Origin of the sequence: Cupriavidus taiwanensis LMG 19424 (assembly GCF_000069785.1) — a bacterium.
GTDB lineage: Bacteria > Pseudomonadota > Gammaproteobacteria > Burkholderiales > Burkholderiaceae > Cupriavidus > Cupriavidus taiwanensis.
The window spans coordinates 602,333-614,547 of the sequence record NC_010530.1 but is presented as its reverse complement, the minus strand read 5'-3'; the positions used below and the strand labels follow the sequence as shown (position 1 = coordinate 614,547).

At 69.0% G+C, this 12,215-nt stretch carries 10 protein-coding genes; 5 read left to right on the top strand and 5 right to left on the bottom strand.

The features are described 5' to 3' along the window. Positions 1-21 precede the first annotated feature (21 nt). Together RALTA_RS18460 and RALTA_RS18455 are read right to left on the bottom strand one after the other, a co-directional pair. On the bottom strand, positions 22-327 hold the full coding sequence (locus RALTA_RS18460) for a recombinase-like helix-turn-helix domain-containing protein (RefSeq protein WP_240991139.1): 306 nt from the start codon (positions 325-327) through the stop codon (positions 22-24). A 245-nt stretch (positions 328-572) separates the two neighbouring features. Continuing rightward, positions 573-1,451, bottom strand: a complete 879-nt coding sequence (locus tag RALTA_RS18455) for an alpha/beta fold hydrolase (RefSeq protein WP_041232469.1) — start codon at positions 1,449-1,451, stop codon at positions 573-575. A 323-nt stretch (positions 1,452-1,774) separates the two neighbouring features. On the opposite strand from RALTA_RS18455, the gene RALTA_RS18450 reads away from it, so the two are divergent. From RALTA_RS18450 to RALTA_RS18440, 3 genes are all read left to right on the top strand, one after another. Beyond that, positions 1,775-2,878 carry a porin gene (locus RALTA_RS18450; RefSeq protein ID WP_012355408.1) on the top strand — a complete coding sequence of 368 codons (1,104 nt, stop codon included), beginning with the start codon at positions 1,775-1,777 and terminating at the stop codon, positions 2,876-2,878. Between the two features lie 100 nt (positions 2,879-2,978). Further along, positions 2,979-3,977, top strand: coding sequence for a Bug family tripartite tricarboxylate transporter substrate binding protein (locus tag RALTA_RS18445; RefSeq protein ID WP_012355407.1), 999 nt, complete (start codon positions 2,979-2,981; stop codon positions 3,975-3,977). A 147-nt stretch (positions 3,978-4,124) separates the two neighbouring features. Beyond that, entirely contained in the window at positions 4,125-4,616 is a 492-nt protein-coding gene (locus RALTA_RS18440) for a DUF421 domain-containing protein (protein WP_012355406.1), read from the top strand. Between the two features lie 114 nt (positions 4,617-4,730). Here the strand turns inward: RALTA_RS18440 and RALTA_RS18435 are convergent, their stop codons facing one another. Continuing rightward, positions 4,731-6,314, bottom strand: coding sequence for a fatty acid--CoA ligase (locus tag RALTA_RS18435; protein WP_041232468.1), 1,584 nt, complete (start codon positions 6,312-6,314; stop codon positions 4,731-4,733). Positions 6,315-6,392: 78 nt separating this feature from the next. Next, the gene (locus RALTA_RS18430; RefSeq protein ID WP_025586544.1) at positions 6,393-7,175 is read right to left on the bottom strand and encodes an SDR family NAD(P)-dependent oxidoreductase; all 783 of its coding nucleotides are present in this window, start codon (positions 7,173-7,175) and stop codon (positions 6,393-6,395) included. 272 nt (positions 7,176-7,447) lie between these two features. Here RALTA_RS18430 and RALTA_RS18425 point away from each other — a divergent pair, with 272 nt between their 5' ends. Together RALTA_RS18425 and RALTA_RS18420 are read left to right on the top strand one after the other, a co-directional pair. After that, positions 7,448-9,745 (top strand): mechanosensitive ion channel family protein, encoded by a 2,298-nt coding sequence (locus RALTA_RS18425; RefSeq protein ID WP_041232467.1) that lies wholly within the window; start codon positions 7,448-7,450, stop codon positions 9,743-9,745. Positions 9,746-10,050: 305 nt separating this feature from the next. Then, positions 10,051-11,211 (top strand): helix-turn-helix transcriptional regulator, encoded by a 1,161-nt coding sequence (locus tag RALTA_RS18420; RefSeq protein ID WP_012355402.1) that lies wholly within the window; start codon positions 10,051-10,053, stop codon positions 11,209-11,211. A 21-nt stretch (positions 11,212-11,232) separates the two neighbouring features. Here the strand turns inward: RALTA_RS18420 and RALTA_RS18415 are convergent, their stop codons facing one another. Then, positions 11,233-12,123, bottom strand: a complete 891-nt coding sequence (locus RALTA_RS18415; protein ID WP_012355401.1) for a LysR family transcriptional regulator — start codon at positions 12,121-12,123, stop codon at positions 11,233-11,235. Positions 12,124-12,215: the final 92 nt, after the last annotated feature.

Genomic DNA, 12,215 nt, shown 5'->3' with positions numbered 1-12,215 from the left:
CTGTGCTGGGGCGGCTGGGGCTCAGGCGCCCAGGCGGCGCATTTCCGACAGGAAGCGCTCTTCGGTCCAGGGCTGGCTGTCGACGGTCAGGAAGCCGGCCGCGTTGAACGCGCGCACGATCTCCTGCGGGTTCTGCGCACCGCCCTCGAAGGCGGCTTCGAGCGCGTCGCCCAGCGCGTTCTCGTAGGCGCTCGGGGCGCTGGCGCGGGTCTGCCAGACGATGTTGGCGACCTTGCCAGGTCGCTCGATATGGCCCTTCCCTGCCACGTTGTTCGGCGCCGGACGCTCCCAGGGCACCAGGTTCGGGTTGTACGAGAGGCTTTCCATTGCGCTTGGCTCCATGTCTTGCAGCAGGGGGACCGTGTTCCGCGTGTGCGGCTGGCCGTCTTCCGGTTGCCGCGCTACGTTTTACTAATGAAACACTGGTTTAGATATTGAACACAGGTACGACTATAGACAACGACGGCGTAAAAATTGACTGGGGTTAACCCGCGATCGGGCAGATTGCCCGGCGGTGCGGCGCAAGCGAGGCGCCGCCGATGCGGCCCGGCGGCAGGACGCCGCCGCGGGAATCAGTGGCCGTCCGGCAACGCCGAACGGATCAGCCGCGCCGTGGCGGCGGCCTGGTCGATATAGCAGGCATGGCCCGCATCCGGGATCAGCGAGAACGGCAGGCCGAAGCGTTCGGCCAGCGCGGCGCAGGCGGGCGGCGTGGTGACGACGTCGCGGCCGCCGCAAGCGATCTGCGTCGGCAGGCGTTGAGGGCGGCGCGCCAGATAGGCGTCGATGTCGTCGCCACACAGCATCGCCACCGCCTGCCGGTAGCCGTCCGGGTTCAACCGCCGCATGTTCCAGCGCACCCAGGCTTGCGCGCCCGCATCGGCCGCTTCGCTGAGCAAACGCGCCGGGCCGCGCTCCGCCAGCCCGTCGACGCCCAGCGATGCCAGCGCCTCCAGCCGCTGGCTTGCCACCGCGCTGGCCTGCGCCTCCTTGCCGGCGGCGCCGTAGCCTTGCGCCACGCTAAGCAGCAGCAGGCGGGCGGGCAACACGCGCGCGGTGGCGGCATAGGCGGCCGCCATCAGCGCGCCCAGCGAGTGCCCCACCACCAGTGCCGGCTGCACGCGCAGGGTCTCCAGCAGGCCCTCGAGCCGCCGCGCGTAGTCCGCGGCCAGCGGCCGGGCCTGCGCCAGCGGCGACGAATCGCCGTAGCCCGGCGCGTCCCAGGCGATCACGCGCGCATGCGCGGCCAGCAGGCTGGCGCACGGCAGCCACGACGCCGCCCCGGAGCTGATGCCGTGCAGCAGCACCACCACTGGCCCGGACCCGCCGCCGCAGCGGTACGCCACGCGCTCGCCGCCCACCTGTGCCACGCGCTGGGCAAAGCCGCTGTCCAGGGTGTCGAGCACGCCGCGGTCCGGTTCGGCAAGGGCCTGAGGCTGAATTTGTTCCATATATAAAACCATAGTTGGCGAGTAAAACCCTTCAAGCATAGGCGCTACGCATAGGCTGCCGGGATCAGGGTTAACGATAGGTCAGCCGCCAAACGGCGCCGCGACGCCAACCGAGGTTGTCCGGGCACGCCGCTTTAGGGATAACCCTCCTCACATCTTCCGGAAAGTCGCGGCTATATTTTGCCCATCGTTTCTTATGTTGTTTGCCGTTTCATATATAAAACACAAAAGAGGCGAAGACGACATCCGGTGCCGCCATCCGCAGTGGCCTGGAGGGCAACAGCAAAACAACCACAAGACGGAAAACGGAAGGAAACTGGTAGATGAAACTTGCACGAACCGCCGCGGCGCTGCTTGCGGCTTCCCCCCTGCTGGCCTCGGCGCAGTCGTCGTCATCGTCGGTCACGCTGTATGGCGTGATCGACAGCGGCGTTGAATACGTGAGCAATGTCGGCGCGAACGGCGACGGCCTGGTGCGCATGCCCAACAACACCGCCACGGTGCCGTCGCGCTGGGGCATCCGCGGCACCGAAGACCTGGGCGGCGGGCTCAAGGGCCTGTTCGTGCTGGAATCGGGCTTCTCGCCCGACACCGGCAACGCCAACCAGGGCGGCCGCCTGTTCGGGCGCCAGGCGCTGGTGGGCCTGAGCAACCCGTACGGCCAGTTGTCGTTCGGCCGCCAGTACACCATGCTGTTCTGGGCCATCCTGGACAGCGATATCCTCGGCCCCAACGTCTACGGTTCCGGCTCGCTGGACAGCTACCTGCCCAATACGCGCGCCGACAACGCGGTCGCCTACAAGGCCAACTTCAACGGTTTCGTCGTCGGCGCTACCTACAGCTTCGGGCGCGACGCGGTCAACGCCGGCCCCAGCCCCGCCGGCACCAACTGCGCGGGCGAGAACCCCGCCGACAAGAAGGCGTGCCGCGAATGGTCGGCCATGGTCGGCTACGACAACAAGACCTGGGGCGTGATCGCGGCGTACGACTCGCAGCGCGGCGGCCCCGGCGCCTTCGGCGGCCTGACCAGCAGCAACCTGACCGACGACCGCCTGTCGCTGGGCGGCTACATGCTGCTGAAGAACACCAAGCTCGGCGCCGGCTGGATCCGCCGCGACAACGAAGGCAGCCCGACACCGGTCAGCGACCTGTACTACGCCGGCGTCTCGCACGACATCACGCCCGCGGTCAACCTGGCCGGGCAGGTGTACTTCCTGAACTATCACGGCAGCGACAACCAGGCCCTGCTGTACGCGCTGCGCGCGACCTACAGTTTCAGCAAGCGCACCTCGGTCTATGCCACCGCGGGCTTTATCAACAACGGCGGCCAGCTGGCGATGTCGGTCAGCGGCGGCTCGCCCGGTTCGGCCCCGCGTCCGGGCGAGAACCAGTGGGGCTCGATGCTCGGCATCAAGCACATTTTCTGAGCCCGTCGATCCATCGTCGCCGCCGGCGCCGCGCGCCGGGTTCCACTCCACGCGGCACCGCCCCCGGGCCGGTGCCCGGTTTTACCGAGGTCTGAAGATCATGAAGTCCGTACGACGCCACCTCCTGGCCACGCTGGCCGCCGCCACGCTCGCTCCCGCCGCCCTGCTGGGCGCCAATAGCGCGCTGGCCCAGGGTTCATACCCGAGCAAGCCCGTCACCATCGTGGTGGCCTACCCGGCCGGCGGCGACGTCGACGTGCTGGCGCGCATGCTGGCCGAGAAACTCGCCCCCCGCCTGAAGCAATCCGTGGTGGTGGAAAACCGCACCGGCGCCGCCGGCACCATCGGCAGCGCCTACGTCGCCCGCGCTAACCCGGACGGCCATACGCTGCTGCTCGCGCCCAACACCGTCGCCATCGCGCCGCTGGTGCTGCGCGCCGGCACCGGCGCCAGCTATGACGTGCAGCAGGACTTCACGCCGATCAGCCAGATCGGCACGCAGTCGCTGTTCGTGGTGGTCAACAAGGGCACCGGCATCACCAAGGTCAGCGACCTGGTGGCGCGCGCCAAGGCCGGCAAGGTCGAGACCTATGCCACCCCGGGCAACGGCTCGCCGATGCACATCATGGGCGAGCTGTTCAACAAGTCGGCCGGCATCAAGATCAGCCAGGTGCCGTATCGTGGACTGGCCCCGGCCATCGTCGATGTGATCGGCGGCCAGGTGCCGGTCACCTACATCACCTACGGCGCGATTTCGCAGTACGTCGGCAATGGCAGCCTGGTGCCGCTGGCGGTGGCCGACCCGAAGCGCTCGCCCTTCGCGCCCAACGTGCCGACGCTGGCCGAACTGGGCTACAAGGATGTCGAGATCGGCGCCTGGCAGGCGCTGCTGGGGCCGAAGAACATGCCGGCCGAGGTGGTGCGCACGCTCAATGCGCACGTCAACGAAATCCTGAAGATGCCTGACGTGGTGGCGCGCATGGCCACCATCGCCGTCACGCCTTCCGGCGGCGAGCCGGCGGTGCTGTCCAGGCTGATCGCCAGCGATACCTCGCGCTACACCAAGGTGGTGAAGGAGTTCGGCATCCAGGCCGACTGACAGGTTGACTGGGCGCACCATGCAGGCGCGGTCAAGCCGTGCCTGTAAGAACTACCATTCCATACCTGCGGTATAGCGGCGCGGGCGCCACGGCGCGCCCGCCGGCCCGCGCCTGGAGACTGGCAAGGAAGTTGCAACGACGCCGGCATGGACTTTTCTGTCGACTGGCGTGAAGCGCTCTTCTTCACCATGTCGCCGCTCGAAATCATCGTGCGCGGCACGGTGATGTACTGGTCGCTGTTCCTGCTGTTCCGCTTCGTGGTGCGGCGCGATATCGGCTCGATGGGCATCGCCGACCTGCTGCTGATCGTGATCGTCGCCGACGCGGCGCAGAACGGCATGGCCGGCAAGGGCGAAGGCGTGGCCGACGCCGTGCTGCTGGTGGTCACGCTCATCATCTGGAACCGGCTGATCGACTTCCTGGCTTACAAATACCCGAGCTTCCAGCGCTTCGCCGAAGCCAGGAAGGTGCTGCTGGTGCGTGACGGGGTCAAGCTGCACGAGAACATGCGGCGCGAGAACATCACCGACGAAGAACTCGAAGCGAAGTACCGCCAGCAGGGCGTCGAGTCGATAGACAGCGTCAAGGCGCTATACCTGGAGGCCGACGGCAAGGTCAGCGTGATCAAGAAAGAATAGGGCCAACAGGGCCACCGTCGTTCCCGCGCAGGCAGGAACCCAGTGACTTTGAAAGACGCTGGATTCCCGCCTGCGCGGGAATGACGTTAGTGTTTGATACCTCGGCTGAATGGCTCAGTTCACCTGCCGGTTCATGCCTTCCCAGAACGGCTCGCGCAGCTTGCGGCGCAGCAGCTTGCCGGACGGGTTGCGCGGCAGCGCGTCCACGAACTCGATGCTCTTTGGCACCTTGAAACCCGCCACGCGCTGGCGTGTCCACGCAAGGATGGCATCGCGGTCGGCGGCCTGCCCCGGCTTGAGCACGACGATGGCCTTGACCGCCTCGCCCCACTTCTCGTCCGGCACGCCGATCACGGCCACGTCGGCCACCTGCGGATGGCCGTAGATGGCGCTTTCGACCTCGGCCGGATAGACGTTCTCGCCACCGCTGATGATCATGTCCTTGACGCGGTCGTGGATGTACAGGTAGCCCTCGGCATCCATGTAGCCGGCGTCGCCGGTGCGCAGCCAGCCGTCGGCGTCGATGGTGCGCGCCGTTTCTTCGGGCTGCTTCCAGTAGCCGGCCATGTTGTGCTGCGAGCGCACCACCACTTCGCCGACCTCGCCCGGCGCCAGCTGGCGCCCTTCATAGTCCACCACCTTCAGTTCGACGCCCGGCAGCGCCTTGCCCGCGGCGCGCATGCGCGGCACCTCGTCGGTGGTGTGGTCCTCGGGCGGCAGCGCGACGATGGTGCCGGTGGTCTCGGTCATACCGTACTGCTGCACGAAGCCGCAGCCGAACACTTCGATGCCTTCGCGCAGCAGGGCCGCCGGAATCGGCGCAGCGCCGTACAGCAAGTACTTCAGGCGCGAATAGTCGACCTGGCGCGCGCGCGGGTCGCGCAGCACGATCTGCATCGCCGCCGGCACCAGGAACAGCTTGCTGACGCGCTCGTGCTCGATGAAGTCGAGCACCGCGCGCGGATCGAACTCGCGCGCGACCACGCCCTTCGCGCCCGACAGCAGATTGCGCAGGCCCCAGCCGGAGCCGCCGATATGCGCCACCGGCATCGCCACCAGCGAAATGTCGTCGGCCACCCAGTGCGACCACGCCAGGTGTTCGCGCTCGCTGACCTCGGTGCCGATGGTCAGGTTGCGGTGCGTCAGCATCGCCCCCTTGGGCCGCCCGGTGGTGCCGGACGTGTACAGCTGCAGCACCACGTCGTGCGCGGCCGGCTCATGCGCGGGCGGCGTGGCCGGATGCGCGTCGCGCCAGTCGGTGTAGCACGGCCAGTCGCCCTGCCCGTCGCACGGCTCCATCACCACCACCTTGCGCACCAGCGGCAGCGCCGGCAGCAGGTTGCGCACCATCGCCGCCGACTCGGCGCCGACAAAGAGCACCACCGCATCGCAATGCCCGAGGATGAACTCCACCTCGGGCGGCGCCAGGCGCCAGCTCGCCGGCGCCATCACCGCCCCGGTCTTGCCCGCGCCAAGCAGCAGTTCAAAGTAGTGGTCGCTGTTCTTGCCGACATAGCCGATGCGATCGCCCGCGCGCAAGCCTTCGGCCAGCAGCGCCTGCGCCACGCGGTCCGTGTTGCGCTCGAACGCGGCGTACGTGGTCTGCCGGCCTTCGAATGAATACGCCACCGCCTCGGGCCGCAGGCGCGCGAAATGGCGCACCGCGTGAGGCAGCGTCGTCAGGTAGGTGAAATCCATCCGCGTCTCCCAAAATATCGTGCCATGGGCGGACTCGCGTGACGCGGATCCGCCCATCGCGACAGGCCAGTCGCGGGTTCAGCGCGGCGCCATGCGGATGGCGCCATCCAGGCGCACCGACTCGCCGTTGAAATAGCCGTTGCGGCACATCTCGACGGCCAGCGAGGCAAATTCTTCCGGTTGGCCCAGGCGCTTCGGGAACGGCACCGAGGCCGCCAGCGCGGCCTTGACGTTCTCGGCCGCGCCCTGCAGCAGCGGCGTATTGAAGATGCCCGGCAGGATGGTGTTGACGCGGATGCCCTCGCCCGCCAGGTCGCGCGCGATCGGCAGCGTCATGCCGACCACGCCGGCCTTCGATGCCGAGTACGCCGCCTGCCCCATCTGGCCGTCCTGCGCCGCCACCGACGCGGTGTTGATGATCACGCCGCGCTCGCCGCCGGCGGTGTCCAGCGTCAGCATGCCGGCGGCCGAACGCGCGATGCAGCGGAACGTGCCGATCAGGTTGATCTGGATGATGCGCTCGAAGGCATCGGACGGGAAATGCTTGATCTGGTCCGGCGCTTCCTTGGAACGCGAAGCGGTCTTGATGGCATTGCCGGTGCCGGCGCAGTTGACCAGGATGCGCTCCTGGCCGATGGCGGCGCGCGCTTTGGCAAAGCCAGCCTCGACCTCGGCCTCGGAGGTCACGTTGACCTGGCAGAACACGCCGCCGAGTTCACGCGCCAGCGCCTCGCCCTTCTCGGCGTTCAGGTCGAACAGGGCCACGCGCACGCCCTGTGCCGCCAGCGCCCGCGCCGTTGCCGCACCCAGCCCCGAAGCGCCGCCCGTCACCACCGCCGATACCGATGCATTGAGTTCCATGCCGTCTTTCCTTTGTCTCTTGATCCCGTGCGGCCGGCGCTGCGCGGCCGCGTTCTGGTTGAAGCCGGCAGGCGCGAGAAGCGCCTGTACCGGAGTGGGTTCGAGATTCGGGGATCGGCGCCGCCAATGCATCGTCTGAAGCGACGAATGCGACGAATGCGCCCGATGCGCGCGCCAGAACGCCGCCCGGCACACCACGCGACCGATGCGTTACAGTGGCGCGATCGATGGCCATTCCGGCGCCGGCGCGAGCCGGCAGACGATTACCCGCCATGCGCAAACCCGAACCTCACGCCTTCCTCCGGCGCCGCCGGCATGCCGCCCTGGCCTGGCTGGCCGGCCTGCTGGCGCTGCTGTGCGCCATGCCCGCGGCCGCCGCCGGCCCGCTCGCCGCCTTGCTGGCGTCGGCGGAAAAACCCGCGGCCCCCGCCAGCGCCCCCGCCGCCAGCATGCCGCTGGCGCAATCGCTGGACCAGGTCATCGCCACGCTGCAGGACGACCGCGAGCGGCGTGCGCTGGTGGGCCAGCTGCAAACCCTGCGGCAGGGCCTGGCGGCGTCAGCGGCGATGGCGCCGCCGGCCGCGGCCTCAGCGCCCGGGCTGATCGGCGCCATGGCGCAGATGCTGGACGAGGTCGACTCGCACCTGCGCGAAGGCCGCGGCCCGTGGCAATACTGGAGCTGGCGCACACGCTTCGCGGCCGAGGAGTGGCGCGCCGCGCTGACGCAGGGCGGCACGCGCTCCGGCCTGGACTCGCTGCGCGAATTCGCGCTGGTGCTGGCGGCATGGGCGGTGTGCGGCTGGCTGCTGTACGAGGCCGGCCATCGGCTGCGGTTGCGGCGGCGCACCGCAGGCACCCCGCGCGCGCCGCGCGGCAAGCTCCCTGAACTGCCCTCGTGGGTCGACGTCGGCCTCTACATGCTGCGCCATATCGGGCCATGGGTGGTGGCCTTCGGGCTGACGCTGCTGCTGGCCCGGCACCTGTTCGGGCAATCGCCAGCCAGCGTCGCCGCGGTGCTGGTGGCCTACGCGATCGTGGCCGGCGCGATCGCCGCCGCGGTGTGCCAGGTCATCTTCGCGCTGTTCCGCAGCGCGCACAGGCAACTGGCGGTGCGGCAACTGCTGGCGCGTTCGCCGTGGCTGCTGTTCTGCACCGGTGCGCTGGCGGCACTGGGCAACGGCGCCGCCGACGGCCGCATGGTCGCGCTGCTGGGCAGCAACCTGTCGGCGCTGGTTTCCACCCTGGCCAATATCGCCGCGGCGCTCGGCATCGGAGCGTTCGCGCTGTGTTTCCGTCGCCAGATCGGCCAGCTGATCAGCCAGCGGCCGCTGCCCTTCCGCCAGACCCATCCCGCCGTGACCGACCTGCTGCGCCTGGCCGGGCACGCCTGGCACCTGCCGGTGCTGGCCGTGGTCGTGGCGTCGGTGATCGGCACGGTGCTGGCCACGGGCCATGCCGACGTGTTCCTGCGCCGCACGGTGGCATCGGTGGCACTGTTTGTCGCCGCGCTGCTGCTGACCATGGTGCTGGGGCGCTCGCCCAAGGCCGACGCGCGCGCACCGCGCATCCGCGACCGGCGCCGCTCGGCCTACCTGCAGCGCTTCGGGCGCTTTGCGCTGGCGCTGGCACGCGTGGTGGTGTGGGCAGGGTTCGTGGAAATGGTCATGCGCGTGTGGGGCTCTTCGCTGGTGCGGCTGGCCGAGTCGTCGGCCACCGCACGCCACCTGACCGAGGCCGCGGTGCGCGTCACCAGCACCGTGCTGCTGGCCTGGCTGGTCTGGCTGCTGATCGATACCGCCATCATGCAGTCCTTGTCGCCCTCGCACGCGCGCGCGGCGCAGCCCAGCCTGCGCGCCAGGACCATCCTGCCGCTGGTGCGCAATGCCTCGTTCATCGGCCTGCTGGTGCTGACCGTGATCGTGGTGCTCGCCAACCTGGGGGTCAACGTCACGCCGCTGCTGGCGGGCGCGGGGGTGGTCGGCCTGGCCATCGGTTTCGGCGCGCAAAGCCTGGTGCAGGACCTGATCACCGGCCTGTTTATCGTGGTCGAGGATTCCATCGCCATCGGCGACTCGATCGAGCTGCCCGACCACGCCGGCGTGGTCGAAGCCATGACCATCCGCACCGTGAAGCTGCGCGATGGCCGCGGCGCGCTGCACACGCTGCCGTACAGCCAGATCAAGGCCGTCAAGAACCTGTCGCGCGGCTACGGCTATGCCGTGCTCAGTATCGGCATCAGCTACCAGAGCGACCTGGACCGGGCGCTGGACCTGATCCGCGCCACCGGCGCCGAGCTGGCACGCGACCACCGCTACGGCCACAAGCTGATGTCCGGGCTCGAGATCCTGGGCCTGGACCGCTTCGACCCGAGCGGCCCGGTGGTGCTGGCCCAGATCAAGACCCGGCCGCTGATGCAGGCGGAAATCACGCGCGCCTTCAATGCCAGGCTCAAGCGCAACTTCGACGCCAGCGGCATCCGCATGGCGTCGCCGAACCTGACCATCCAGGTAGACGGCGGGACGGCGGAGCTGCCCGTCGGCGAACCGGCACCGAAGGGGGCGCCGCAGTGACTGGGCTTTACCTTGGCTGGGGCACGCGCGGCCGCGGCGGCTGACAGGCCCGCGCGAGGGCGGGTCAGAAATTTTGCGCCGCACAATCAGGGTTTCCCCTCCCAATCACGGGGTATAAAACATACAACATTGTTTGGCATGATTGCGGCACGGCCAGCGCGACCGACAAGGCGCTGCGCGCAGCAGCCAGCAGCAGCCCGTATCGGCGCCACTACAGAACGCCAGAACGGAACCGATAACACAAAGGGATGTAGCCACTTGCCGTGGCGCAGAGCAAGAGGCGTTTGCCACCGGGGGATCTGAACATGGGCGAACACCCGACAACGGACGAAGACTTCCATCGTCTGGTCGACTCCATCTATGAGTCCGCGCTCGATGTCGCGGCCATGCCCGCCGCTCTCGACCTCTTTTCACGGTACACCTGCACCGTCAGCCCGCGTTACCTGATCTGGGACAAGCTGGCCGGCCATGCCCGGCTGGGCGTGACGCCGCACGGCTGCTTCACCGGTGGCGCCAGCCTGCCCGACCGTCTGCCCCGGATGCTCGACGGCGCTTGCCACGGTGCCGGCCCCGCCCCCCTCGACGCGGCCGCGCTGTGCTGCGGCGGCGCGGCGACCGATGCCGCGGCGCTGGCCTGCAGCGAGCTGGAGCAAGGCATCCGGCTGGTCGAGAACGCCGAAGTGTGCGTGCTGATGAGCGGCACCAACGCCGGCAGCATCAGCACCGGCCAGCGCGAGCGGCGCCTGTCGCACGTCATGCCGCACTGGGTGCGCGCGGCGCGCATGCAGCAGCGCAACTTTGAACTGAGCGGGCTGGCCAGTCTGGGCCTGGCCGGGCTCGACACCCTGGACTTCGGCGTGATGGTGCTGCAGGCCGACCTGCGCGTGCGCTATGCCAACAGCTGGGCCGAAGCGCTGGTACAGGCCGACAGCCACCTGTCGCTGCAGGACGGCGTGCTGCGTGCCCACAGCGACACGCTGCAGGCGGTGCTGCGCAAGCTGCTCGACGGCGCCATGCGCGGGCGTGGCGCCGACGCCGCGTCGGGCTCGTGGATGCATATCACTTCGGGCGGGCAGCCGGTCCCCATCATCGTCACCCCGCTGGTATCGCGCCAGCCGGTGGAAGGCCCGTGGCAACTGCCGGCGGCCATGCTGCTGCTGGGCAACTCCGAATCGCGCTCGGTGCTGGACGCCGGCGTGCTGACCTCGCTGTTCGGGCTGTCGCGCAAGGAGAGCATCATCGCCATCCGGCTGGCCGCCGGCGAAACCCTCAATGAGATCGCCGAGCGCGAGTTCCTTTCGCCCCATACCGTGCGCGTGCATATCCGCGACACGCTGCGCAAGACCGGCACGCACCGCCAGTCGGAACTGGTGCGGCTGCTGCACCTGCTGCCCGGCGTGAACCTGGAGCGGGCCGGCGTGAGTTCCGCGATCCGGCCGCGCGCCCCGCGCCCACGCGCCGCCTGAAGCGGCGCACCGCTGCGCGGGCTACTTCACCGCGGCCTGCGCCGCCGCCAGGAAGCGCTGCACCTGGCGGTCGCCATCATCGGGACGCGCCGCCAGCGCAATGCCGATGCGGCCCGCCGGCCGTGGACTGGACAACGGCAGGAAACGCACGCGCCGGTTGGCATAGCGCGCCGCCACGCTGGGCACCAGCGCCACCCCCAGGCCGCTTTCCACCAGGCTTACCTGGGTCTGCACCTGCACCGCCTCTTGCGTGACGCGCGGCACGAAGCCCGCCTGCTGGCACAGCAGCATCGCCACCGCATGCAGGTTGGGCACCTGCGCCGCCGGATACATGATGAAGGGCTGGTCGGCCAGCGCGCGCAGCGCGACGGCTTGCTCTCGCGCCAGCGGGCTGTCGGCCGGCACCGCGGCGACAAAGACATCGTTCTCCAGCGGCGTCAGCGCATAGCCGCCGCTGCTCAGGACCGGGAAGCGCACCAGCCCGGCATCGATCTGGTGCTTCTCCAGGCGGTCCAGGATCGCGGCGGTGGTGGATTCATGCAGGATCAGCTCGATGCCGGGATGCGCGGCGCGGAAGGCCGGGATCAGCTTGGGCAGCAGCGCATAGGTGGCCGACCCGATAAAGCCGATGCGCAGCGCGCCGCGCTCGCCCTGCCCCGCCGCCATCGCCGCGGCGCGCGCCTGCTGCGCGTGGAACAGCGCCCGGCGCGCGTCATGCAGCGCGGCCTCGCCCGCCTGCGTCAGCCGCACCCCGCGCGAGGTCCGCACGAACAGCGCCGTGCCGAGCTGTTCTTCCAGTTTGCGAATCGAGATCGAAAGCGGCGGCTGCGCCATGTGCAGCCGCTCGGCGGCGCGGTGGAAATTGCCGGTTTCGGCCAGAGCGACAAACTGCTGCAGTTGGCGCAGGTCCATGGGGTCCAATATCCGGTGGATATCGATTGCTAAAAAACTAATATTAGACCAGCCGGTCCGCACTGATCTACCCTGTGGCCCACAGTACAAAA

What these genes read in the sequence shown, in the direction of transcription:
- RALTA_RS18460 (WP_240991139.1), bottom strand. Translation starts at nt 327, where the DNA reads ATGGAAAGCCTCTCGTACAACCCGAACCTGGTGCCCTGGGAGCGTCCG.
- RALTA_RS18455 (WP_041232469.1), bottom strand. Translation starts at nt 1,451, where the DNA reads ATGGAACAAATTCAGCCTCAGGCCCTTGCCGAACCGGACCGCGGCGTG.
- RALTA_RS18450 (WP_012355408.1), top strand. Translation starts at nt 1,775, where the DNA reads ATGAAACTTGCACGAACCGCCGCGGCGCTGCTTGCGGCTTCCCCCCTG.
- RALTA_RS18445 (WP_012355407.1), top strand. Translation starts at nt 2,979, where the DNA reads ATGAAGTCCGTACGACGCCACCTCCTGGCCACGCTGGCCGCCGCCACG.
- RALTA_RS18440 (WP_012355406.1), top strand. Translation starts at nt 4,125, where the DNA reads ATGGACTTTTCTGTCGACTGGCGTGAAGCGCTCTTCTTCACCATGTCG.
- RALTA_RS18435 (WP_041232468.1), bottom strand. Translation starts at nt 6,314, where the DNA reads ATGGATTTCACCTACCTGACGACGCTGCCTCACGCGGTGCGCCATTTC.
- RALTA_RS18430 (WP_025586544.1), bottom strand. Translation starts at nt 7,175, where the DNA reads ATGGAACTCAATGCATCGGTATCGGCGGTGGTGACGGGCGGCGCTTCG.
- RALTA_RS18425 (WP_041232467.1), top strand. Translation starts at nt 7,448, where the DNA reads ATGCGCAAACCCGAACCTCACGCCTTCCTCCGGCGCCGCCGGCATGCC.
- RALTA_RS18420 (WP_012355402.1), top strand. Translation starts at nt 10,051, where the DNA reads ATGGGCGAACACCCGACAACGGACGAAGACTTCCATCGTCTGGTCGAC.
- RALTA_RS18415 (WP_012355401.1), bottom strand. Translation starts at nt 12,123, where the DNA reads ATGGACCTGCGCCAACTGCAGCAGTTTGTCGCTCTGGCCGAAACCGGC.